This window comes from Curvibacter sp. APW13 (assembly GCF_032337135.1).
Taxonomy (GTDB): domain Bacteria; phylum Pseudomonadota; class Gammaproteobacteria; order Burkholderiales; family Burkholderiaceae_C; genus Allorhodoferax.
This window is the reverse complement of record NZ_JAVXZZ010000001.1, coordinates 808,858-832,356: the sequence shown is the minus strand read 5'-3', so window position 1 is coordinate 832,356 and position 23,499 is coordinate 808,858. Positions and strand designations below refer to the sequence as shown.

Here is a 23,499-nt window from a genome sequence, read left to right as displayed (position 1 = left end):
GTGGCGCCCATGGCGGGTGTTCAGTCGGTCTCGTAGCGCAGGTAGATGCGGTCAAGCTCGCCGCTGCGCTTCAATGATTGCAGCGCCTTTTCCAGCCGTTGCACCGTGCTTGGGTCGAGGTGGCGACCGGCCCAGAGGTAGCTGGGACTCGAATTGAGTACGCCCGGGTGCAGGCGCAGTTTGCTGCCGAGCCCCTCGGCGCGTATGTAGTAGGCCCCCGTCAGCGCATTGGTGTAGTAGAAGCGTGCGCGCCCACTTTCCACATTGCGCAGGGCCACCGCACTGCCGCCCGGTGACTCGACCGCCTTGACGCCCGCATTGCGCAGGTCGGCCGCATAACTGGCGCCTGACTGGGTGACGACCACATCCCCGTTCTGGGCCAGCTCCTGGATGCTGCGCACCGGAAGGTTGTCCTCACGCCGCCCAACCAGGCGTTCCTGGACCTGGTAAATCGGAGGCTCCACCCGGTACGCGATGTCGTTGCGCAGTGGCGTGTCCAGCAGCGCGCAGACGACGTCGATGCGCCCGGTCTTGAGCTCATTCTCGATGCGCTTGATCGGTGCCGACTGCGGCTCGATGGCAAAGCGCAGCCCCTTGTCCGCACGCTCGATGGCGGCCAGGATGTCGGGGCAGTGTCCGGTGGTGGCGGCCGTGGCATCCATGAACTTCGGCGCCGAGCCTTCCTGGGGGATGGTGCGCAGCGTGATGACCTGGGCCATGGCGCTCGTGCCGACCAAGACCACAGGAAGGAAAAGCAAGGGAACCCGACGCATGATGGGAAAGACTATGCCCCCATGGGTGTCAGACTGTCAACGGTGACGCGCAGGCCCATGGTCGTTGGTCAGATGCAGGTGGCGGCCAGGTCTGGCACGCTCAGGGGTTGCATCGGATGGTCCTGCAGCCAGGCCCGCACCGATGGCGCAGGCAGCGGGCGGCTGAAATAGTAGCCCTGCAAGCTGTCGCATTGCAGTCCGGCCAGATACTGGTGCTGCGCCGCGGTTTCCACGCCTTCGGCCACCACCTGCAGGCCCAGGTTGTGGGCCAGGCCGATGGTGGCTGCGCAGATGGCGGCATCGTTGCTGTCGATCTCCAGGTCCTGCACGAAGGCACGATCGAGCTTGAGGTAGTCAAGCGGCAGCCGCTTGAGGTAGGCCAGTGAGGAGTAGCCGGTGCCGAAGTCGTCAATCGCCATGCGTACCCCCAGCGCGCGGATGGCGCCCAGGCGCGCAATGGAGGTTTCGGGGTCGTGCATCGCGGCCGATTCCGTGACCTCCAGCGTCAGGGCCGAGGCCGGCAATTCGGTGCGCTCCAGCACGCGGGCCACCACCTGTGCCAGTTGCGGGTTGCCGAGCTGGATCGCGCTGAGGTTCACCGCAACATGCAGGCCCTGCAGCCCAGCCTGCAGCCACTGCGCCATGTCCTGGCAGGCGGTCTGCAAGGCCCATTCGCCGATCTGGTGGATCAGCCCCAGTTCCTCGGCCAGCGGGATGAATTCGAGCGGCGACACCATCGATCCGTCGGCCTGCGGCCAACGGATCAGCGCTTCGACGCCGACGGCATGCCGACCGCTGGCATCGACCTGGGGCTGGTAGTGCAGGGCGAACTGCCGCAGTCGCACGGCTTCGCGCAGGCGGTGCTCCAGCGTCTGGCGGTGTGTGGTGGCAGCCATCATGGCGGCTTCGAAGCAGCGGTATACCCCTTTGCCTGCACTCTTGGCGTGGTACATCGCGATGTCGGCACTCTGCATCAGGCTCCCCCGGTCCTGGCCATCCTGGGGATAGAAACATACCCCCACGGAGGCCGATGCATGCAGGGTGTGGGCATCGATGTCGATCGGTTGCGCCAGCGCGTGGATCAGCTTGTCGGCGACCTGGGTGGCGTCCTGTACCTGTTCCAGCGCGCCGAGCACCACCACGAACTCATCACCGCCGATGCGGGCTACCACGTCGCTGGCGCGTACGCTGTCGCTGAGCCGGGCGGCCACTTCGCACAGGAAGCGGTCGCCCACGGCATGACCCAGGGTGTCGTTGACGCCCTTGAAGTTGTCCATGTCGATGAACATCACGGCCAGCTTGCTGCCGCGCCGGTGGGCGTCGGCGACCATCTGGTCCAGGCGCGCCTCGAGGTGGTAGCGGTTGGCCAAGCCGGTCAGCGTGTCGTGGTGTGCCAGGCGTTCGATGGCCGCTGCCGCGTGGTGCTGCTCGGTGACGTCGGTGTAGATCGTGACGAAGCCACCGTCCGACAGGGGCAGGCCACGCACTTCCAGGATGGTGCCGTTGGGGCGCGTGCGCGTGAACTGGTGCGGCTGGCGCAGGCGTGCACGGGCCATCAGTTGCTGCACCTGGGTTTCGGTGTCGCCTTGGCCGTATTCGCCGCGCGCTGCATTGAAGCGGAAGAAACGTTCCAGACTGGGTTCGCCCTCGAACAGCTCGGGCGGAAATTCCAGCAGGCGCGCGAACTCCGCGTTGGAGGCGCGCAGCTTCAGGTCGGCATCGAACAACGACACCCCCCCTGGAATGTTGTCCACCAGGGTCTGGAACACATTGCTTTGCTGGCGCAACTCGCGCTCGCTCGCCTTCTGTTCGGTGATGTCGGTGTAGCTGGTGACAAAGCCGACCACTTCGCCATCCTTGCGCATCGGTCGGCCTTCGATCAGATGGGTGCGCCCATTGGGGCGGGTGCGCTCAAGCCGGTGCGGTTGGAACTGCATCGCTGCGGCACGTCGCTGGGCCACCAGTGCAGCCGGGTCACCGGGGCCGTACTCGCCCCGGCGCGCCGGGTACATCAGCAGCTCGTCGAAGGATACATCCTCATGGACGCTGTCGGCAGGCAGGTCCAGCACCTGCAGCAGATGTTCGTTCCAGCACTTCAGGCGCATCTGCTTGTCGAACACCGAAATGCCTTGTGGCAGGTGGTCGACGATGCTGCGCAGGTACAGCGCCTGCTCCTGCTGCGCCTGCTGGACGCGACGCTGTTCGGTGATGTCCTGGTACACGCTGATGAAGCCGCCTTGGGGCATGGGTGCACCAGAAATCTCCAGCACCCGGCCATCGGGGCGCTGGCGCTGGAAACGGTGGGCGCGCCCGAGTCGGGCCCGGGCCATGCGCTCCTGCGTGAGCAGGTTAGGGTCGCCCGGGCCGTAGTCCCCGCGTTCGGCGTTGTAGCGGGTCACTTCTTCGAGGGTAGGCAAGCGAGGGCTGAACATGGATGCCGGCAAGTCCAGCATCTCCAGGAACGTCTGGTTGAACAGGACCACACGCAACTCGCTGTCCAGCACGGTGATGCCCACCGGCAGGTGCTCCAGCATCGCGCGCACGAACGCAGCGTCAGGCGCCAGGGGCGTGCTGTGGGCGTCGCGGACGGACATGGTTGACCTCACACAATGGGTGCATGGAGGACCGCAGTGCGAAGGACGCACGATGACCATGCACATGGACCGAGTTCCCGTGCGGATGATGGCAGAAAAGTGCTGCCAGGAGAACTCCGGCCCGCGCTGGACTGCCCACCCGAGGGCGTCGCCGATGCTAGTGGCCGTGCCTGTCGCCAGACTTGCGGCGCGCATTCCGGCGCCAGCATGCCATTGTCAGACGCGCTGTGCGGCCTGCAGCGCCTGCGCGACGTCGGCCACGATGTCCTCGATGTCTTCCAGGCCTACCGACAGGCGCACCAGGCCGTCGCTGATGCCGCTGGCGGCCCGCTCTTCGGGGGTGTAGGTGGAGTGGGTCATGCTGGCGGGGTGCTGCGCCAGGCTTTCCGCATCGCCCAGGCTCACGGCGCGCGTCACCAGGCGCAGGGCGTCCATGAAGCGCATGCCGGCTTCCATGCCACCGTGGAGCTCAAAGGCGATCATGCCGCCGGGCTTGCGCATCTGGCGCTGCGCCAACTCAAACTGGGCAAAGCTCTTGAGGCCGGGGTAGTACACCGCGGCGGTGGCACTGTGGCCTTCCAGCAGTTCGGCCACGGTCTGGGCGCTCTGGCAGTGGCGGTCCATGCGCAGCGCCAGGGTCTTGAGGCCGCGCATCACGAGCTGGGCATCGGGGGCCGACATCACGGCACCGGTCATGTCCTTGAGGCCAAACAGGCGCACGTGCTGGCCCAGCTCGGTGTCGGCAAACACGGCCGCGCCGGCGGTCAGATCGCCATGGCCGCCGAGGTACTTGGTCATGGAATGCACCACCACGTCGGCGCCCAGGCGCAGGGGTTGCTGCAGGTAGGGGGTGCAGTAGGTGTTGTCCACCACCAGCTTGGCGCCGCCCGCACGGGCCACGGCGGCTACGGCCGCAATGTCCACCAGGCGCATGTTGGGGTTGGCCGGCGTTTCGCAGTACACCACCCTGGTCTGTGGCCCCATGGCCTGCGCCACCTGCCGGGCATCGGTCATGTCCACGCTGCGCACGGTCACACCAAAGCGGCTCAGTCCGTGGTGCAGGAAGGCATGGGTGCAGCCATAGAGCGTGATGTCTGCCAGCACCTCGTCGCCGGGTTGCAGCATGGACCACAGGGTGGCGGTGATGGCACCCATGCCGGAGCCGAACACCACGGCGGCCGTACCGTGCTCCAGGCTGGCCAGGCGCGATTCCAGCAGCGCCAGGGTGGGGTTGGCGATGCGGCTGTAGAAGTAGCCCGCCTCGGTGCCGGCAAAGCAGCGACCGCCGTAGGCCACATCGGGAAAGGCAAAGGTGCTGGTGGCATAGGTGGGCGGCACCAGCGCACCATGGTGTTCGGCCGGGTTGTAGCCCCAGTGGATGGCGCGGGTGCTGAAGCCGGGCTCGGTGCTGACGGCGTTCAGGGCGTGCAGGGGCAGGTCGTGGGGGTGCATGCGTTGTCTCCAGGCTATGGTTGTGGAGCAAGATTTTTTGCCAAATGGCCGGGACATTTTTGGCAAATAGTGGCACTTCAGTGGCTTGTATGTGCATAAAACGTCCACTGAAATTCAATATGTGGGAAAATTAATCCATGAAATCCTTTGATGCCACCGACCGGGCCATCCTGCAGGCCCTGCAGCGCGACGCGCGCCAGACCACGGCCGAGCTGGCCGAGCAGGTGTCGCTGTCGCAGTCGCCCTGCTGGCGCCGGGTGCGCCAGCTGGAAGACGCCGGGGTGATCGAGGGCTACCACGCCCGTCTGAGCCGACGCCATCTGGGCTATGGCGTCACGGGCTTCATCCAGTTGCAGATGCAGGACCACACCGCGGAGGTGGCGGCCGCCTTCGAGCGCGAGGTGGTGGCGCTGCCGCAGGTGGTGGCCTGCCACAATCTCTCGGGCCAGTACGACTACCTGATCGAAGCCATTGCCACCGATCTCGATGCCTTTTCCACCTTGGTGCGCAACAAGATCCGCTGCCTGCCGGGGGTGCGCGAAATATCGACCAGCTTTTCGCTCAAGGAAGTGAAGGGGGCGGGCGGTCTGCCGGTGGTAGGTTGAGGCCGCACCGGGCGATCACCACAGGTCGCGGGCAGAAAGGCCTGACTGGTTGACGAAATCGGTGCGCGAAGCCTCGGGGGCCACGCTGTCGGCGTGTTCGTGCAGGCCCTGCACCAGCTGGGCGGCCAGGCGCCCCACCTGCTGCAGGGCGGCCTGCTCCTTGGGCCCCCAGTGGCCGGCAAAGCTCAGGCGCAGGCAGTGGCGGTAGCGCTGGCTGCCGCAGAACAGTTGCCCCGGGCCGATGGTGATGCCCTGCGCCTTGCACAGCGCAAACAGCACCATGGTGTCCACGTTGCCCGGCAGCTCCACCCACAGGGTGTAGCCGGCGGGCGGGTCGTTGACCTTGCTGCCGGCAGGGAAGCTGGCCTGGATGATCTGGCGCACGAGGCCCAGGCGCTGCTTCATCATGGCGCTGAGCCGGCGCAGGTGGGCCTCGTAGCTGCCCTGCACCAGCAGGTCGGCCAGGGCCGCCTCCAGCACCGCATTGGTCGCAGCACCCTGCACGCGCTTGAGCGTGGCCACCTGCTTGCCCCAGCGCCCGGCCTCGACCCAGCCCAGGCGGATGCCCGGCGCCACGGTCTTGGCAAACGAGCCACAGACCATGACCCAGCCTTCGGTGTCGTAAGCCTTCACGGCGCGGCGCCGTGTGTCGGTGGCCAGCAGGTCGTTGAATACCACGTCCTCGATCAACGGAATGCGGTACTGCGCCACCAGCTTGGCCAGCTGGCGCTTGTGCGTCAGCGGCATCACCGAGGCCAGCGGATTGGAGAGTGTGGGCACCAGCAGCAGCGCCTTGATGGGCTGGGTGTCCAGCGCCAGCTGCAGGGCCGGCAGCGACACCCCGGTGCGTGCATCGGTGGGCAGGGGAAAGGCCTTGAGGTTCAGCGCTTCGAGCAGGTCGAGAAAGCCAAAGAAGGTGGGGCTTTCCACTGCCACCATGTCGCCGGGTTGGGTCACGGCCTGCAGGCACATGGTGATGGCGTTGATGCAGCCCGCAGTGATGACGATGTCGTCTGCCTGGAGGGTGCAGCCCAGGTGCATGGCGCGCAGGGCCACGGCGTTGCGCAGGGGCGTGGTGCCGATGGCGCTGCTGTACTCCGTGAGGCTCTGGCGCTGCAGCCGGGTGGCGCGGCTCAGGGCCACGCGGATGCGGTCGCCGTCGAAGAAGTCCTTGTCCTTGGGGCTGTAGCCTGCAAAGCTCACCTTCGGGGGCAGGGAGCCGGGGGGCGGGGCGGGCTCGCCCGCGAGCGGTTCGGGCGCCGCGCCTTCGAACTGGCGCAGCAGGCTGAGCGCCTTGGCCTTGCCCTGCGGTGCAACAAAGAAGCCCGCCTTGGCGCGGGCGGTCAGCACCCCGCGCTCTTCGAGGTACTGCAGGGCCTGCACTGCCGTCGACACGGAGACATGGTTCTGTGTGGCCGTGTCGCGCACCGACGGCAGGCGCTGGCCAGCGCGCAGCGCCCCGGACGCTACCAGCTGCGCACAACGTTGTGCGATCTGCTGGTACAGGGGCAGTGAGGGGGCGCCGGACATGGCTCCATGCTAAAGCCAAATCGACACCGGTGCAGGGAGTACAGGCAGTACAGACGCTGGCCAATCCGGGCAGTACAGATGGCGCGAACTGGGCCTTTGCGCAGTTCCAGGTCAGCACCGCCTGTGCATGGCGGAAAGACGGCTGCACGCCCACAGTAGAGCCTCATTGAAGGAGGTTTCCCCATGTCGCCAGTCTTTCCCCTGTCCACCCTGCTGCCGCAGCAGACCCGCATGATCAACGCCAGCGAAGGCTTTCGCCTGGACGTACTCGAAGGCTGCCTGTGGCTCACCCGCCCGGGTGACGAAAGCGACCGCTTCCTCCATGCCGGCAGCAGCATCGTGCTGACGCAGGACCAGGTGCTGATCCAATGCGACCGGCGTTTTGCGCAGAGCACCCCCCTGGCCGCTTGCTACCGTCTGGTGCCGCTCTCGCTCTTGGCCAGCGCGGCCACGCCCAGGCGCAGTCGGTCGTTCCAGTGGCCCCGGGGACTGCGCTGGCTGCAGCCTCTGCGCGCCTGATGTCCTGCTGGGGTATGTGGGGGTAGGTCGAGGTCGGTTGCTTCGGCACCCACCGAAGCATTTTCCTGGGGGGCGGGCCACACTGAGGCCCTTTCCAACCTACCCCTGCCACCATGACCATCACCTGCTTCATCCGCTACGAACTCGACCCGTTCAAGAAAGACCTGTTCAAGGAGTACGCCGACCACTGGGCGCGCATCATCCCGCGCCTGGGCGGCCATCTGCTGGGCTACTTCCTGCCGCATGAGGGCAGCAACGTCGAGGCCTGGGGCCTGGTTTCGTTCCCCAGCCTCGCGGCCTACGAGGCGTATCGCCAGCGCCTGCGCGGCGATGAGCAAGCCCAGGCCAATTTCGCCTTTGCCCAGCGCGAGCGCTTCATCCTGAAGGAAGAGCGCACCTTCCCGCTGGTGGTGGACAGCACCTACCTGCAGGCGCCTGTCGCTGCCGGGGCGGCGGCATGATCGCCGTGATCTTTGAGGTGACGCCCTTGTCCGGGCAGGAGTCGCGCTATTTCGACATCGCGGCAACGCTGCGCGAACAGTTGGCGCCGATGGATGGCTTCGTGTCGGTAGAGCGATTCCAGAGCCTGTCGCGCCCCGGAACCTACCTGTCGCTGAGCTACTGGCGCGACGAGGCCGCCGTGCAGGCCTGGCGCAACCACGGTGCGCACCGGACCGGGCAGCAGGAGGGACGAGCCACGGTGTTTGCCGACTACCGCATCCGCGTGGCCCAGGTGCTGCGGGACTACACTCTGCGCGAACGCCAGCAGGCGCCCGCCGACGCCAATGCCGCGCTGTTGCCTTAAGTCCCCCATCCGCCATGACTGCCGCCCCTTTCGAGCCCCGACTGGCCAGCCTGGCCGCCGTACTGGCGGACGCCACGCGCGCCCGCATGCTGAGCTACCTGCTCAGCGGCGAATACGCGAGCGCGGGTGAGCTGGCGCGCGCCGCATCGGTGACTGCGGCCACGGCCAGCGGGCACCTGGTCAAGATGCTCGATGCCCAGCTGGTGGTGTGCGAGCAGCGCGGGCGGCACCGCTACTACCGCCTGGCCGACGACGAGGTGGCCCATGCACTCGAAGCCATGGCCCTGATCGCCGAGCGCCGCAGCCATGAGGCCAGCTGGGCCAACCCCACGCGCACGCGCCTGCGCTTTGCCCGCTGCTGCTACGGGCACCTGGCGGGCCAGCTCGGGGTGGAACTGTTTTCGCAGCTGCTGTCCAAGGAATGGATCGCACCGGCAGGCGAAGGCTACGGGCTCACGGCCTCGGGCCGTGCGGGCCTGGCCGAACTGGGTTTGTTGGCCGATGCGCTGGGCACGCCGTCCAGCGGGCGGCGCCTGGCCTACCGTTGCCTCGACTGGTCCGAGCGGCGCGACCACCTGGCCGGCACCCTGCCCAAGGCCTTGCTCGCACACTGCCTGCAGCAGGGGTGGCTGCGCCGACTGGAGGGCGAGCGCGCGCTGGCGCTGACCCCACCGGGGCGCCAACGGCTGGCCACCTTGCTGCCTTCTGTGAACACGCTGTAACGCGGCCCTTGTCTGCTGGGAACCGCTAGGGCCGTTCGTTGCGCAGGTGCTTTTCCATGAAGCGCCAGCGGTCATGGAACTCCACCGGAACCTCTACGCCTTCGTAAGGCGCGATGTCGACAAAGCCATGGGCTTCGTAGATGCGGTGGGCGGACTGCATGAAGGGCGCCGTGTCCAGCCGTACGCTCGCATAGCCGAATCGGTGGGCGTCAGCGATCAGCCGCTGGAATAGCTGCGCGCCCAACCCGCTGCCCCGCGTCTGGGGACCCACGTAGAGGCGCTTGACCTCCGCGACCTGAGCGTCCAGGCGCCGCAGCCCGCCCATGGCCACGGCTGCGCCGTCTTTCCACACCAGGTAGAACACGCCCTCGGGTGGACTGCCGACCAGCACCTTGGGAAGCATCTGTTCCACGTAGTCTTCCACCGGCATGCCCAGGCTCTGTTCCGGTGCGATGTGCCACAGCCGCTGGGCCTCGGACAGCACCCAGCGCATGTAGCCGATGTTCAGCGCGCGCAGGGCATCCGCATGCGTGGGCAGCTGGGCAATCACGAATTCCACCATCGGTTCCTCCATGTGCCATGTAAGCGGCACGTGTGCAAGGAAGTATGTCGCAACGTCCTGTGGGAGTCGCAGGTTTGCCTTGCAGTGCCAACGGAAATGCATTACGCGTAGGGGGCGTGTTGCCGGTGGAATTTCCATTGAAACGCCAAATTCCCATTATGGATATAGCTTATTCCGCTATCAAACGGGTAGCAATGTGCTCGCTTGGCCGAGCTACGCGGGCAATCAGCGGCTGGTGCGCGGGAGTTGGTGTTCACTGGCCACCTCCACCGCCGCCATCTTCAGCGCTCCTTTCAGCAGTGGCGCATTGCGCAGGCGCTCGGGCAGTGCCGACAGGACGGCGGCCAGCAGGCCGTGGCGCCAGTGGCCGTGGGCGCAGTATGGCACTGGCTCCTGCACGCTGTGCGGCGTGTCAGAAGTACCAAGAACGCCGGCACCTGCGGCCGCGTAGTCCCGCCGCTAGGCGATGCGCCACGCCAGTGCCTTGTCCTGTGTGTCCTGGCGGCGGAAGTCGCGCGGGGCCACGCCCGCCGTGCGCTTGAACACCTTGGAGAAGCTGAACGCGTCGGTGTACCCGACCTCGCGGGCAATCTGCTCCAGCGAGCGTTCGGACTCGATCAGTGCGGCCATGGCCTTTTGCATGCGCACCGTGCGCAGGTAGTTGAGTGGTGTGTTGCCCATGGATTCGCGAAAACGCTCTGCCAGGCTGGTGCGCGACAGCCCCGCGTGCTGGGCCAGTTTGTCCAGTGTCCAGGCACGGGCGCAGTCGTCGTGCATGGCCTGTACCGCTTTCATCACCTGGGGGTCCTGGATGGCTCGGCTCCAGCATGCGGTGCGCGTACCCTGGCGCTGCAGCATTTCGCGCATCAGCAGCACATAGATCACGTCGAGCAGCCCGTACACCAGGGTTTCGCTGCCCAGTTCGCGCCGGGCGAGCTCTTGCTGCAGCAGTTCCAGGCTGTGGGCCATGGCCCGGGGGTAGGGGCCGTCCTGCGCACGCAACACCAGCCAATCGGGCATTTCGTCAAAGAACGGATGCACCGGGTTGTGCCAGAACTGGTAGGCACCACTGAGCAGGGCGTTGGGCGGTGCATCGCCCGGTGTATCGCTCTGTGGCAAGGGCCAGGCATGGGCGAGAGACACGGTGCGTACGGCACCCATGTCTTCATGCGTGCTGATGGTGTGCACGCAGCCGCGCGCCATCACGGCCACGTCGCCGGTTTGCAAACACAGGGGTTGCGGCAAGGACGGCGCATGCAAATACACCCGCCCGGCCGTGACCACGTGCAAGCCCATGCTGCGGTCACACGGGAACTGCAGGGCGGTGGCATCCAACAGCTGGTGCAGGTCCAGAAGCCGGCGGCGCAAGCCCGCCTGGCGGAAGATGTCGGTCAATAGATCCATAGGGTGACGTGCAGCGAGTGAAAAACACAGGGTTGGGTTTTGTACGATTGGACATGAAAAACGGATTTATGTCTATTCTGAGTTCGTTGTTTTGGGCAGATCATTCGCCTACCCACTACTCTTTTAGGAAATGAATATGTCTCGCACACTCGTCATCGGTGCCAACGGCACGGTCGGTTCTGAACTGGTACGCCTATTGCGTGCGGCTGGGCACCAGGTCGTCAAAGCGACCAGCCGTCCGGTCACCGACCCCGCCACCGAGGTCCACCTGAACCTGCTGACCCGTGCCGGGCTGGACACGGCACTGCAGGGTGTCAGCAAGCTGTTCCTGCTGTCGCCTCCCGGCCATACCAACCAGGACGAACTGCTCAAGCCGGTGATCGATGTCGCCAAGGCCCACGGCGTGCAAAAGGTCGTTCTGATGACGGCCATGGGGGCCAATGCCGATGACAACGCGCCCCTGCGCAAAGCCGAGCGGCATCTGGAGGCCTCGGGGCTGGCATACAACATCATCCGCCCCAACTGGTTCATGCAGAACTTCAACTCGTACTGGATCCAAGGCATCCTCGAGCACGGGAAGATCTTCCTGCCGGTGGGCAAGGCCAAAGGCAGCTTCATCGATGCACGCGACATTGCTGCGGTGGCGGCTCGCCTGCTGGGTACCGACGAATTCAACCAGCGCGACTTTGACCTGACGGGCGCCGTAGCCCTGGACCACGACGCGGTGGCGGCTATCCTGTCCCAGGCGACTGGCCAGACGATCACCTACCAGGACATTCCCGAGGGCGACATGCGCGCCGCCTTGTTGCAGGCAGGCCTGCCGGCGGCCTATACCGACTTCATGATGGTGATCCTGGGCTTCTTCAAGGCCGGTTACGCCGAGCGCACCACAGATGCGGTGCACATGCTGCTGGGCCGGGCGCCGATTAGCCTGGAGCAGTACGCAGCCGACTACCGCAGCGCCTGGGTCAAGGCCTGACGGCGCCTGCGCGCAGTGGCGCAATCCGACACTGCCGCCCCCTGCGTGCGTCGAAATGAAAACAAAACGGCACCCACAGGTGCCGTTTTCAGTGCGGAATATATGCCAAATTGGCCTATAGACCGCGTATTTATTGCGCAGCCAGCTACCAAAAAAGTAGCGACTGCGCAGCGGTGAATCCGATTACTTCGCCTTCACCTTCAGGCGCCACGCATGCAGCAGCGGCTCGGTGTAGCCGCTGGGTTGTGCCAGGCCCTTGAACACCAGGTCGCAGGCGGCCTGGTACGCGGCGCCTTTCTCGTTGCCGACCATGGGGGTGTAGGCCTTGTCGCCGGCGTTCTGCTTGTCCACCTTGGCGGCCATGCGCTTGAAGGTCTCCTCGACCTGGGCCTTGGTGACCACGCCGTGGTGCAGCCAGTTGGCCATGTGCTGGCTGGAGATGCGCAGCGTGGCGCGATCTTCCATCAGGCCGATGTCGTTGATGTCGGGCACCTTGGAGCAGCCCACGCCCTGGTCCACCCAGCGCACCACGTAGCCCAGGATGCCCTGGGCGTTGTTGTCGAGCTCGGCCTGCTTTTCGGCGTCGCTCCAGTTCGGGGTGGCGGTCACGGGGGTGATTGGCTCCCTCATTCTCTGGGTGTGCGATCTGCACATTTCGTCGCGGATAGTATTCGTAAGCAGACACATTCAGTGGAGGGAAAGAGATGACTGGGAAGAGCACTAGCAGCCAGCCGGATATTCGTTTCTCGGATATCCGGACTTTGGACGGAAAACAAAGTCAAGGGTTTGAGGAACTGTGCTTCCAGCTATTGCCGTTGTTGGTAGGGGAACCATTGGTCAGCGCTGTTCGCGTTGATGGTCGGGGAGGGGACGGTGGTGTTGAGGCGATTGCTAAAACCGTGTCGGGCCTGGACGTGGGTTTGCAGTGCAAATATGTCACCAGCCTGTCAGATGTCCAACGGCGACAGATTGACAAGTCCGTTAGAACGGTGCTCAGTAAGCATCCAGAAGTTGTGCGGTATTTGGTGTGTGTGCCACTAAATAGAACACCGGGCGAAATCAAAAAATGGACCGCACTTGTGGGTGAATGGCAAACGTTGGATTCGACGGTGGCGGTCGAGTGGGTGGGCTTGTCCGAATTGCTCAATCACCTCCTGAAGCCGGAGGCCAGCCATTTGAGAACCTACTGGTTTTCCTGCCCAGATTTTTCTAATGACTGGGTTGCAACCCAAACCAAAACGGCCATCAAGCAGTTGCATGATCGCTATACCCCAGGCCTTCATCAGCTCACTTCTGCCGAAGAGCGACTTGAATTTTTGACAGCGTCTCCTAGAGCGGTGACTACCCACCGAAACCAATGCTCCGAGTTGGTATGCGCTTGGCGGACTGTGCTGCGGAAGCTAACACATGAGGTAGCAAGACTAGGCGCAACGGTTGACTTCACAGAGTTGCAAGCTGCGTTTGACGCAATGACGCGAGAGATGCGTGAAGGTGATCTTGTCAAACAAGCCAAAGAGTTGGTCGTAGCTTTGAACTTGCTGTGCGAGCGAGCCGAGCAATCTGTCGATGGGCTTTTCCCAGGGGAAAGGACAGATTCAGATGCTTATTGGAAACTCCGTCGTAGCGTAGAACTAGATTCCGCATTAGCTGAAGCAACGGAACTAATGGATCGTGTGGGTAGACGATTTTTGGCGGAGGACCAACATGCGTGGATACTGACTGGCGATGCAGGAACCGGCAAGAGCCACCTTCTGGCCGATCTCGCCACCAAACTATTGGCTGAGGGGCGGGCGTGTCTACTTTTGGTGGGCGAACGTTTTGCGTCCAATGCGACCTTGGCCGAGCAGATCCCTGATTTGGTTAACTGGAGCTGGTCAATGCGGGATTTGCTCGCATGCCTGTCCACCCATGCAACCATTACGGGGCAAGCATCAATCTTGATGGTAGATGCCATTAACGAGTCCCCAATTCGCGGCTTGTGGCGGCGCGAGCTACTTCAGTTCACGACACTGATTGCGGAGTACCCGGGTGTTCGCCTGCTCGTGTCCTGTCGTTCGGATTGCCTTGAATCATCATTGCCGCCAGACCTCTTGAACGAGGACAACACGATACGGCATCACGGATTTGACCTTCGATTCCATGAGGCGGTTCAGGCGTACTTTGATGGCTATCACGTCAGAAGCCACCAGTACCCGACGGCAAATCCTGAGTTTCGCAACCCCGTGTTTTTGAAGACGTTGTGTGAGGCTTTTCGGGGTAGAGCACTGCCATTGAGTGCCCTGACATTTGTTGACGTATTGGCGGCGTGGGAAGGCCGTGTCGCGGAAACCATTGAGCAGAAGCTGGATTGCTCAAGAAGATCTACGCAGAGAGCGATTGATGAAATCGTTCAGGCGCTGGCGCAGTCGGAGTCCAAGCGCATAGCTGCTGATGACGCGGAACGAATTTGTCTGAAGCATTTCCCCGAGCAACAGGCGTCACGTTCTCTTTACCGGAATCTAAATTCAGAAGGACTTTTGCAGGAGGTTGAAACCCAGGGTGAGACGTTTGTCCGACTGCAATACGAGCGGTTCAGTGACGTTCGCATTGCTCAAATTGCATTGCAATACATCACGTCCAAGCAGAATTGGTTGGCCCATTGGCAGCACGTCATTTTGCCAAGCCATATGGTGGGCGATGGCTTGGGTTGGGAGGCGGAGTCTGAACTGACTGCCTACGCGCTGCTGTTACCCGATGCCGTTGGGGTGGAGTTGGTCGAGTCGCCGATTGGTGGCGTTATTCGCGATGAATGGGCGCGAAAAAACGCCAAACGAATTCTGTGGGATGCATGGTTGGGTGCCTTGCCCTGGCGTGCGTTGCCGCCCGAGGATCAAAGAATTCCCCACCTCTTTTCTTTATGGGCCAAGCAAGCGGACGATTTTCACCAGGTATGGGAGCGCCTGTTCCAGTTCGCATGCATTCCCGGACATCCGCTGAACGCTGACCGTCTGCACAGGTATTTGAGTCAGCTGAGCTTGCCCGTCCGAGAGCAAAAGTGGACGGTTCCTTTGGCCAAAGAAGACCCCGACGATCAAACTGATGGAGTGGTTGGGCCGTTCCTATATTGGGCGGATGCCGCCACAGGCAAAGCCTCAGACGAGCAAGTGCGGCTAGCTGCCCAAGTATTGTTGTGGCTGACCAGCTCGTCCAATCGCGCATTGCGAGATCGTGCGACGGACGTAGCGATTCGAGTGTTGGTCGCCTGCCCGCAAGCTGCGGATGTAAGCATACGGTTGTTAGACGGTTTTTGGCTGGTGAACGATCCTTATGTGAAGGAGAGACTGCTCGCCGCAATGTGCGGCGTGCTTCCCTATTTGAATGAACTAAATGCGAAGCCGATTGCCGAATTTGTATTGGCCCGCTTCTGGCAGGTGGACGAGATACCTCCGCATATCTTGCAGCGCGAATACGCGGCGTTTGTTGTGAGGCATGCTTGCGAAACCGGGTTATTGCCAAGGGAGCATTTGGAAATGCTTGAGCGGTGGCCTCAGAAGCCAAAACCTACTGTGTGGACGGAGGCGCAGGTTGATGTGTATGACAAAGACCCCGCGTTCGGTTCCATTGCGCATTCGCTGCGCCCCGAGGAAATGGGGTGGTATGGTGACTTTGGTCGATACGTCATGGGTTCCGCAGTCCATCACTTTCAGGATGATGAACGCGCGGAGCCAGAGACCAAAGGCATGGGACGCGGCGGAGAAGAGCACGATGCGCGTTTTGCTCGGCGGTACATCTGGCAGCGCATCATTGAGTTGGGCTGGACACCTGCGCGGTTTTCCGAATTCGAACGAAGTTTGGGCTATTCGAGTCGGATGGGCCATGAAAAGCGCATCGAACGCATCTCCAAGAAGTACCAGTGGATAGGGTTGTACGAGTACCTTGGGAATTTGTCTGACTCGTTGCTTTTTCGTGAGTGGAATGGGTCTGCACGGCCGCTTCGTGGCGCATGGGAACTGCACGAAAGGAACTATCACCCGGAGTTGGCATTCGGAGTGGGAGAGAAGCGAGATAGGTCGGCTGACGGTGTGTCTTCATGGTGGGTTTTCGAGTCGCCCGTTCCAGCAACCTTGAATTCGGTGGAGGAGAAACGAAGCTGGGTCCAATCTGCGTTCATGTCTTTCGAATCGTATCTACGGGTTGAAGATGGGCAACAGCGCTGTGTCGTATTGCACACCCATTTGAATTTTGATGAGGACTTGGGCTTTGGCGTGGAACGATTCACATCGGCTCAAATGTCACAGTGGATTGACGTGCGAGCGTTTTTAGTTCCAAGGGGAGAGCTGTCCAGCCGGTTGAAGAGGCTGCAATCCAATAATTTCTATGGGGACGGGTGTGATGTCCCGAAAGCTACTCAATGCTGGGTGTCGGAATACCCCTGGCATCCTTCATTTCAAGAAGTGGATGAATACTGTCTCGACAACCACACGTGGTTTCGGGGAAGCAGTGGCAAAGGGTTTTATCTGCCAGTCTGCGAAATCTCAGACGATGACAGGAGTGTCATGTTGCCTGCCCCATCCTTGCACCGCGATTTGGGGCAGATGTTTGGAAAACCGCTCACTGCACCAAGGTTGACTGAGACAGGGTTCATGGAAATATTTGACCAATCCGGGCGCTGCGTTATCAAAGCATGTGGACGGTCTGGCCCAGTGCTATTGATTGATGAGGTGGTGCTAGAAAAATACCTGACCGCACGTGGCCTTGTTCTGGTTTGGGCGGTACTTTCCGAAAAGTCCGCATGGAATGGGTCTAAGCACGTTGGTGGATTGGCGCACCAATGCGCTGTCTACGTATTGGAGAGCGAAGGTCGCATTTCCGGGGGACATACGGTTGGACACAAACAGCCTGCGGAGGAGTAACGAACGGCCCTTGGAGTAAAAACGGCACCTACAGGTGCCGTTGGTTTGGAGTTTACATGCCAAATTGGTCTATAGCCCGCGTATTTATTGCGCAGGCAGCTAGCAAAACAGTAGCGACTGCGCAGCGATGAAGAGCCTTAACGGGCCTTCACCTTCAAGCGCCAAGCGTGCAGCAACGGCTCGGTGTAGCCGCTGGGTTGTGCCAGGCCCTTGAACACCAGGTCGCAGGCGGCTTGGTAGGCGGCGCCCTTTTCGTTGCCCACCATGGGGGTGTAGGCCTTGTCACCGGCGTTTTGCTTGTCCACCTTGGCGGCCATGCGTTTGAAGGTCTCTTCGACCTGGGCCTTGGTCACCACGCCGTGGTGCAGCCAGTTGGCCATGTGCTGGCTGCTGATGCGCAGCGTGGCGCGGTCTTCCATCAGGCCGATGTCGTTGATGTCGGGCACCTTGGAGCAGCCCACGCCCTGGTCCACCCAGCGCACCACGTAGCCCAGAATGCCCTGGGCGTTGTTGTCGAGTTCGGCCTGCTTTTCGGCGTCGCTCCAGTTCGGGGTGGCGGTCACGGGGATGGTCAGCAGGCCATTGAGCAGCTCTTCACGCACCTTGGCGTACTTGGTCTTTTCCAGGTCCTTCTGGATGCTGGAGACCAGCACCTGGTGGTAGTGCAGGGCGTGCAGGGTGGCGCCGGTGGGGCTGGGCACCCAGGCGGTGTTGGCACCGGCCTTGGGGTGGCCGATCTTCTGCTTCATCATCTCGGCCATCAGGTCGGGCATGGCCCACATGCCCTTGCCGATCTGCGCCTTGCCGCGCAGGCCGCAGTCCAGGCCCACCAGCACGTTGTGGCGCTCATAAGCTTGGATCCAGGCGCTGGTCTTCATGTCGCCCTTGCGCAGCATGGGGCCGGCCAGCATGCTGGTGTGCATCTCGTCGCCGGTGCGGTCCAGGAAGCCGGTGTTGATGAAGGCCACGCGGCTGGAGGCGGCGGCAATACAGGCCTTCAGGTTCACCGAAGTGCGGCGCTCTTCGTCCATGATGCCCAGCTTGACGGTGCTGTCGGCCAGGCCCAGCACCTTTTCCACGCGGCTGAACAGCTCGGCCGCAAAGGCGACTTCGGCCGGGCCGTGCATCTTGGGCTTGACGATGTAGACCGAGCCCTTGCGCGAGTTGCGGATCGCGTCCTTCTTGCTGCGCTTCAAGTCATGCAGCGCGATGGTGGTGGTCACCATGGCGTCCATGATGCCTTCGGGAATCTCTTTGGTGGAGCCGTCGGCGGCGGTGTACAGGATGGCCGGGTTGGTCATCAGGTGGCCCACGTTGCGCACGAACATGAGGCTGCGGCCGTGCAGCTTGACTTCCTTCTTGCCGTCGGCGCTCTTGTAGATGCGGTCACCATTCAGGCCGCGGGTCAGGGTCTTGCCACCCTTCTCGAACGACTCGGTCAGCGTGCCCTGCAGGATGCCCAGCCAGTTGCTGTAGCCCAGCACCTTGTCCTCGGCGTCCACGGCCGCCACGGAGTCTTCCAGGTCCAGGATGGTGGACAGCGCAGCTTCCACCACCAGGTCGGCCACGCCAGCCGCGTCGCTCTTGCCGATGGGCGTGGCGCGGTTGATGATGATGTCCAGGTGCAGGCCGTTGTGCTGCAGCAGCACGCTGCTGGGGGCCTTGGCGTCACCGGTGTAGCCCACGAACTGGTCCTTGTCTGCCAGCTTGGAGGTGCTGCCGTCCTTCAGCGTGACGACCAGGTCGCCACCCTTGACGGCGTAGCCGGTGGAGCCCACGTGCGAACCCTTCTTCAGCGGCGCGGTGCGGTCCAGCACGTGGCGTGCGTATTCGATGACCTTCTTGCCACGCTTGGGGTTGTAGCCCTTGGGGCCCACCTTCTCGCAGCCCTTCTCTTCGGAGATGACGTCGGTGCCGTACAGCGCGTCGTACAGCGAGCCCCAGCGCGCGTTGGCGGCGTTGAGCGCGTAGCGGGCGTTCAGAATGGGCACCACCAGCTGCGGGCCGGCCTGCTTGGCCAGTTCGGCGTCCACGTTGGCCGTGGTGACCTTCACCTTGCCCGGGTTGGGCACCAGGTAGCCGATCTTTTCCAGGAAGGCCTTGTAGGCGGGCATGTCGGCGATGGGGCCGGGGTTGGCCTTGTGCCAGGCGTCAATCTCGGTCTGTAGCCGGTCACGCTCGGCCAGCAGGGCGATGTTCTTGGGGGCCAGGTCGGCCACGATGGCGTCAAAGCCCTTCCAGAAGGTCTCGGAGGACACGCCAGTGCCGGGCAGCACTTTCTCTTCGATGAAGCTGTGCAGTTGCTTGGCCACCTGCAGGCGGTGGATGGCGGTACGTTCGGTCATGAAAAGTGCCTTTCTAAGAAACAGGGATTCAAGGGGAAACGGGAAAGAAGCCGAGCACGTCGCGCAGGCTGGTGCCAATGCGCGTGGGTTGCGTGCCCAGCTCCTCGAAGGGCTGGTTGCTGCGGTTCACCCACAGCGTCTGGTAGCCGTGCCAGGTCGCGCCCAGCGCGTCCCAGCCATTGCTGCTCACAAACAGGATCTGGCTTGCGGGCAAGCCCAGCGTGCTTTCACCCAGGGCGTAGGCCGCCGGGTGGGTCTTGTATTTCTTCACCGCGTCCACGCTGATGATGTGGTCCACAAAAGGGTGCAGGCCGCTGCTCTTGAGCGCCAGCGTGAGCATGGCCACATCGCCATTGCTCAAGATGCCGGTGGGCACGCCCTGGGCCTGAAGGGTCTGCAGTACCTCGCGGTTTTCGGGAAAGGCGCTCAGGGACCGGTACTGGTTCATGAGCTGCTCCACCTTGGCATCAAATTCGGCTCTAGCCCCCGTGGAATCTGCGTGGGGTGCTAACTTCTTGATAGCGAACGTGAGCGCGGCGCGGGTCAATTCCCAGAACGGGCGGTAATGCGCGCCATCATTGCAGGTGGTCACCAGCCGGGTGTATTCGATCTGCTTGTCGCGCCACAGCAGGCTCAGGGCCTGGCCTTGGCCCGGGAACAGCTGCTCGGCCAGCAGCGCGACGCTGTACACATCGAACAGCGTGCCATAGGCGTCGAACAGCACCGCCTGCGGGGTGCTGGCTGCGCCTGCTTTCGCTTTGGACGTGGCTGTGGCCGGGGTTTTGGACATGGCGCTACTGTATTGGATACTTGGCGGTCGATTAATTCGGTAATATTGAATTTATTTGTGACAAAAATAGAGGTAATTGATGCGCCCGTTAGAGTCAGTCCAGATTCCTGAAGCCGTTCGCCCTTTGCCACTTCGGGACGTCGCATTCGACGGTTAGTCCTTGCTGGGCAGAGGATGAAGATGTCTTGGCAAAGATGGATGCTGGGCGTATTGAGTCAATGGTCACGACGTATAGAGATCGTGGAGGACACATGGAACAACAAAAAGCGTATCTCTATCTTCTGCTGGATGCGAAAGAACCTGTTTTTAAGATCGGAAGAGCGATTGATCTTTGGGTTCGAGAAAGACAGCTGCCTGATGATTTTGATTTGGAAAACTCATGGTGCGTGCAGCTACGCAATGTCCGGCTCGCCAAGCGATTGGAAAAATTGCTTCATGCTTTGTATGAGAAGGCAAATACCCCACGCGCTCACGGTGGGGACGGATATACGGAATGGTTTGATGTTTCGGTTTTAGAGGACGTAAAGTCGTTTCTGGAGAAAAACCGGGATGTTCTTCAGTGTTCTGGAATTGAGTCCTTTCCAGTGCGGCCAAATAGAGCGCTTTATGAGACTAAGACCTCCGATGCAAGAGTGTCGAGTGCGGAAGTGCATTCAGACAATTTGGTGCAAAAGGAAGCTCTGCTCGCGAACCTACGAAAAGAAGTCGCCGATCGATTCAACAGCTGGATAAGTGGTGCATTACAGAGAGAACGAGTTGTTGGGTGGCTTGAAAACATTTTGGTGCTGCATGGGAAAAGTGAAGTAGATGTAGGCTATGAAGAACTGAAAGACATCCGCATGCTGGCTGTACGTAGCTGTCCTCAGCATTTCATTCCAACAATGCAAAGCTCAAACGACTTCTATTTTCTTGAGTTTGCAGAAGAGCCAAGTTGCCTGGTTGATGCGTTCGTTCACCATGGCGTTCCATTCAATCAGCAGACTAGAGACCTACTGCTCTCCATTCCCGAAATTCCGGATAGCTGGCATGAGGATATCGATGTGCTGACCAAGTACACCGTTATTGAATTGATCCTCGCGGATAAATTGGAAGCGAAGAAGCTGTCAAAAATGACGTCGATTGCGGCGGATCGTTTACTTGCAAGAGTAGCTGATGCCAATGCGGGACTTGTTTTGAGCCGAACGGCGTTTTGCTCTTTTCCCTCTGCAGAGACGAGCGGATCGAGTACACCTTAGTGCATTTGCAGACCATTAAATGACACAGCAATCAACACTCCCTCTATCTGGCATCCGCGTCGTCGAGTTCACCCACATGGTCATGGGCCCGACCTGCGGCATGGTGCTGGGCGACCTGGGGGCCGAGGTCATCAAGGTCGAGCCGCTCACGGGCGACAACACGCGCAAGCTCTTGGGCAGTGGTGCCGGTTTCTACCCGCTGTTCAACCGCAACAAGAAGAGCATTGCGGTGGACATGAAGAGTGCCCAAGGCCGCGAGGTGGTGCTCAAGCTCATCGCCACCGCTGACGTGGTCAGTGAGAACTTCAAGACGGAGACCATGCAGAAGCTGGGTCTGGACTACGCCACGCTGTCCAAGCTGGACCCGCGCCTCATCTACGTCAGCCACAAGGGCTTCCTGCCCGGCCCCTACGACCACCGCACGGCGCTCGACGAAGTGGTGCAGATGATGGGTGGCCTGGCCTACATGACCGGGCGCCCCGGTGACCCGCTGCGTGCGGGGAGTAGCGTCAACGACATCATGGGCGGTGTGTTCGGCGCCGTGGGTGCGCTGGCGGCGCTGATGCAACGCGCACAGACCGGCCAGGGCCAGGAGGTGCAGAGCGCACTGTTCGAGAACAACATCTTTCTGGTGGCCCAGCACATGCTGCAGTTTGCCGTCACCGGCAAGGCCGCCGCGCCCATGCCCGAGCGCATTTCGCCCTGGGGGATCTACGACGTGTTCAAGGTGAAGAATGGCGAGCAGATCTTCTTGGCTGTGGTGGGCGACGGGCAGTGGAAGACCTTCTGCGAGGCCTTTGGGTATGCCGACCTGGCAGCCGACGAGCGCATTGCCGCGAACAATGGACGGGTGCTGGCGCGCGAGTGGCTGATCCCGCTGCTGCGCGCGCGCTTGGCGGCCCACACCTCAGCCGAACTCTCGGCCGTGTTCGAGCAGCACGGCCTGCCCTTTGCCCCCATCACCGATCCGCAATACCTGTTCGACGACCCGCACCTCAACGCCACGGGTGGCTTGGCCCCCATGGAACTGCCCGATGGCCGTGCCACCAAGGTACCGCTGCTGCCGCTGAAATTGGGTGGTGAGCGTCTGGGCCTGCGCCTGAATCCCCCCAAGCTGGGCGAGCACACCGACGCGCTGCTGCGTTCATTGGGCTACAGCGAAGGCGAGGTGGCGCAGTTGCATGCGGATGGTGTAGTGCTATGAACAATGTAGCTGACTACACATGTTTAACGAGGGCTAAAGGGCTGGGTGGCCATGCGTTTTGCGTAGGTAAAGGAGGAGCCCGCACAGCGGGCGGGGGACATGGAGCAAAACGTATGGCCACCCAACCCGGCACAGAATGAGATGGACAAGCTCAAGCAGCTAGAAAGCTTCGTCTCGGTGGCTACGCGTGGCAGCCTCACCGCCGCCGCCCAGGCAGAAGGCGTGGCCCCCGCCATCATGGGCCGTCGGCTCGATGCACTGGAAGAGCGCTTGGGCGTGAAGCTGCTGCTGCGTACCACCCGCAAGCTCACGCTCACGCACGAGGGCAGTGCCTTTCTGGAGCATTGTCAGCGCATCCTGGCCGATGTGTCCAACGCCGAGGCCAGCATCAGCGCCGGTGGCGTCAAGGCCAGCGGGCACCTGCGCATCACGGCCCCCGCGGGCTTCGGGCGGCGCCACGTGGCCCCGCTGGTGCCGCGTTTCCATGCCCAGCACCCCGAAGTCACCATCTCGCTCAACATGTCCGACCGCATCGTGGACATCGCCGGGGAGGGCTTCGATTGCGCCGTGCGCGTGGGCGATATGCCGGATTCGTCCCTGGTGAGCGTGCGCCTGGCCGACAACCGCCGCCTGTGCGTGGCCACGCCCGACTACCTGGCGCGCCACGGCACCCCGCGCGCACCCGGAGACCTAGCGCGTTTCGACTGTCTCACGCTATCGAGTGACGCCTCCCAGACCCGCGGCTGGGCCTTTCGCGAAACGCCGGGCAGCACCACCGTGCACTACATCAAGCCCTCCGGCCCGCTGGACTGCTCCGACGGACAGGTGCTGCACGATTGGTGCCTGGCCGGCTACGGCCTGGCCTGGCGCAGTACCTGGGAGGTGGAGTCGGAAATTGCAGCCGGGCGCCTGGTGGCGGTGCTGGAAGACTACGCTGCGCCGCCCAACGGCATCTATGCCGTGTTCCCGCAGCGCAAGCACCTGGCGCTGCGCGTGCGGCTGTGGATCGACTACCTCAAGCACCACTACAGCATGCCAGGGTTCTGGCAAGGCGCTATCACCTGAGTAGCGGCCTACGCAATCCCCAT

19 protein-coding genes and 1 pseudogene are annotated in these 23,499 nt (G+C 62.4%); 10 read left to right on the top strand and 10 right to left on the bottom strand.

Annotated elements, in window-relative coordinates:
* Positions 1 to 20: 20 nt before the first annotated feature.
* The 3 genes from RQP54_RS03805 to RQP54_RS03795 form a co-directional block, all read right to left on the bottom strand.
* On the bottom strand, positions 21 to 773 hold the full coding sequence (locus RQP54_RS03805) for a substrate-binding periplasmic protein (protein WP_315676833.1): 753 nt from the start codon (positions 771 to 773) through the stop codon (positions 21 to 23).
* Positions 774 to 841: 68 nt separating this feature from the next.
* Positions 842 to 3,367, bottom strand: coding sequence for a PAS-domain containing protein (locus RQP54_RS03800; protein ID WP_315676832.1), 2,526 nt, complete (start codon positions 3,365 to 3,367; stop codon positions 842 to 844).
* Positions 3,368 to 3,583: 216 nt separating this feature from the next.
* Positions 3,584 to 4,819 (bottom strand): methionine gamma-lyase, encoded by a 1,236-nt coding sequence (locus RQP54_RS03795; protein WP_315676831.1) that lies wholly within the window; start codon positions 4,817 to 4,819, stop codon positions 3,584 to 3,586.
* Between the two features lie 137 nt (positions 4,820 to 4,956).
* Between RQP54_RS03795 and RQP54_RS03790 the strand changes: the two genes are divergently transcribed.
* Complete coding sequence (locus tag RQP54_RS03790; RefSeq protein WP_315676830.1) at positions 4,957 to 5,424, top strand: Lrp/AsnC family transcriptional regulator; 468 nt, start codon at positions 4,957 to 4,959, stop codon at positions 5,422 to 5,424.
* Positions 5,425 to 5,439: 15 nt separating this feature from the next.
* On the opposite strand, the gene RQP54_RS03785 is transcribed toward RQP54_RS03790, so the two are convergent.
* Positions 5,440 to 6,954 (bottom strand): PLP-dependent aminotransferase family protein, encoded by a 1,515-nt coding sequence (locus RQP54_RS03785; protein ID WP_315676829.1) that lies wholly within the window; start codon positions 6,952 to 6,954, stop codon positions 5,440 to 5,442.
* A gap of 183 nt (positions 6,955 to 7,137) precedes the next feature.
* Here RQP54_RS03785 and RQP54_RS03780 point away from each other — a divergent pair, with 183 nt between their 5' ends.
* From RQP54_RS03780 to RQP54_RS03765, 4 genes are all read left to right on the top strand, one after another.
* On the top strand, positions 7,138 to 7,473 hold the full coding sequence (locus RQP54_RS03780; RefSeq protein ID WP_315676828.1) for a DUF2917 domain-containing protein: 336 nt from the start codon (positions 7,138 to 7,140) through the stop codon (positions 7,471 to 7,473).
* A gap of 113 nt (positions 7,474 to 7,586) precedes the next feature.
* Complete coding sequence (locus RQP54_RS03775) at positions 7,587 to 7,934, top strand: NIPSNAP family protein (RefSeq protein ID WP_315676827.1); 348 nt, start codon at positions 7,587 to 7,589, stop codon at positions 7,932 to 7,934.
* On the top strand, positions 7,931 to 8,278 hold the full coding sequence (locus tag RQP54_RS03770; RefSeq protein WP_315676826.1) for an antibiotic biosynthesis monooxygenase: 348 nt from the start codon (positions 7,931 to 7,933) through the stop codon (positions 8,276 to 8,278). The genes RQP54_RS03775 and RQP54_RS03770 overlap by 4 nt, the downstream gene beginning before the upstream one ends.
* Positions 8,279 to 8,292: 14 nt before the next feature.
* Positions 8,293 to 9,000 (top strand): helix-turn-helix transcriptional regulator, encoded by a 708-nt coding sequence (locus RQP54_RS03765; protein WP_315676825.1) that lies wholly within the window; start codon positions 8,293 to 8,295, stop codon positions 8,998 to 9,000.
* Between the two features lie 25 nt (positions 9,001 to 9,025).
* Here the strand turns inward: RQP54_RS03765 and RQP54_RS03760 are convergent, their stop codons facing one another.
* The 3 genes from RQP54_RS03760 to RQP54_RS03750 all read right to left on the bottom strand — a co-directional run bounded on the left by RQP54_RS03760 (position 9,026) and on the right by RQP54_RS03750 (position 10,966).
* Positions 9,026 to 9,574 carry a GNAT family N-acetyltransferase gene (locus tag RQP54_RS03760; RefSeq protein ID WP_315676824.1) on the bottom strand — a complete coding sequence of 183 codons (549 nt, stop codon included), beginning with the start codon at positions 9,572 to 9,574 and terminating at the stop codon, positions 9,026 to 9,028.
* A 213-nt stretch (positions 9,575 to 9,787) separates the two neighbouring features.
* Positions 9,788 to 9,949 (bottom strand): hypothetical protein, encoded by a 162-nt coding sequence (locus tag RQP54_RS03755; protein ID WP_315676823.1) that lies wholly within the window; start codon positions 9,947 to 9,949, stop codon positions 9,788 to 9,790.
* Between the two features lie 72 nt (positions 9,950 to 10,021).
* The gene (locus RQP54_RS03750) at positions 10,022 to 10,966 is read right to left on the bottom strand and encodes an AraC family transcriptional regulator (protein ID WP_315676822.1); all 945 of its coding nucleotides are present in this window, start codon (positions 10,964 to 10,966) and stop codon (positions 10,022 to 10,024) included.
* 136 nt (positions 10,967 to 11,102) lie between these two features.
* Here RQP54_RS03750 and RQP54_RS03745 point away from each other — a divergent pair, with 136 nt between their 5' ends.
* Positions 11,103 to 11,945 (top strand): SDR family oxidoreductase, encoded by an 843-nt coding sequence (locus RQP54_RS03745; protein WP_315676821.1) that lies wholly within the window; start codon positions 11,103 to 11,105, stop codon positions 11,943 to 11,945.
* A 183-nt stretch (positions 11,946 to 12,128) separates the two neighbouring features.
* Here the strand turns inward: RQP54_RS03745 and RQP54_RS03740 are convergent.
* Positions 12,129 to 12,557: pseudogene (locus RQP54_RS03740) on the bottom strand (malate synthase G); the annotation flags it as partial.
* Positions 12,558 to 12,649: 92 nt separating this feature from the next.
* Between RQP54_RS03740 and RQP54_RS03735 the strand changes: the two are divergent.
* Complete coding sequence (locus tag RQP54_RS03735) at positions 12,650 to 16,837, top strand: hypothetical protein (RefSeq protein WP_315676820.1); 4,188 nt, start codon at positions 12,650 to 12,652, stop codon at positions 16,835 to 16,837.
* A gap of 137 nt (positions 16,838 to 16,974) precedes the next feature.
* On the opposite strand, the gene RQP54_RS03730 is transcribed toward RQP54_RS03735, so the two are convergent.
* Together RQP54_RS03730 and RQP54_RS03725 are read right to left on the bottom strand one after the other, a co-directional pair.
* Complete coding sequence (locus RQP54_RS03730) at positions 16,975 to 19,182, bottom strand: malate synthase G (RefSeq protein WP_315676819.1); 2,208 nt, start codon at positions 19,180 to 19,182, stop codon at positions 16,975 to 16,977.
* A gap of 28 nt (positions 19,183 to 19,210) precedes the next feature.
* Positions 19,211 to 19,972 (bottom strand): haloacid dehalogenase type II, encoded by a 762-nt coding sequence (locus tag RQP54_RS03725; RefSeq protein ID WP_315676818.1) that lies wholly within the window; start codon positions 19,970 to 19,972, stop codon positions 19,211 to 19,213.
* 251 nt (positions 19,973 to 20,223) lie between these two features.
* Between RQP54_RS03725 and RQP54_RS03720 the strand changes: the two genes are divergently transcribed.
* From RQP54_RS03720 to RQP54_RS03710, 3 genes are all read left to right on the top strand, one after another.
* Positions 20,224 to 21,207: a GIY-YIG nuclease family protein gene (locus tag RQP54_RS03720; protein WP_315676817.1), complete on the top strand. Its 984-nt coding sequence runs from the start codon at positions 20,224 to 20,226 to the stop codon at positions 21,205 to 21,207.
* A gap of 19 nt (positions 21,208 to 21,226) precedes the next feature.
* Positions 21,227 to 22,411 carry a CaiB/BaiF CoA-transferase family protein gene (locus RQP54_RS03715; protein WP_315676816.1) on the top strand — a complete coding sequence of 395 codons (1,185 nt, stop codon included), beginning with the start codon at positions 21,227 to 21,229 and terminating at the stop codon, positions 22,409 to 22,411.
* 141 nt (positions 22,412 to 22,552) lie between these two features.
* On the top strand, positions 22,553 to 23,476 hold the full coding sequence (locus RQP54_RS03710) for a LysR family transcriptional regulator (protein WP_315677744.1): 924 nt from the start codon (positions 22,553 to 22,555) through the stop codon (positions 23,474 to 23,476).
* Positions 23,477 to 23,499 lie beyond the last annotated feature (23 nt).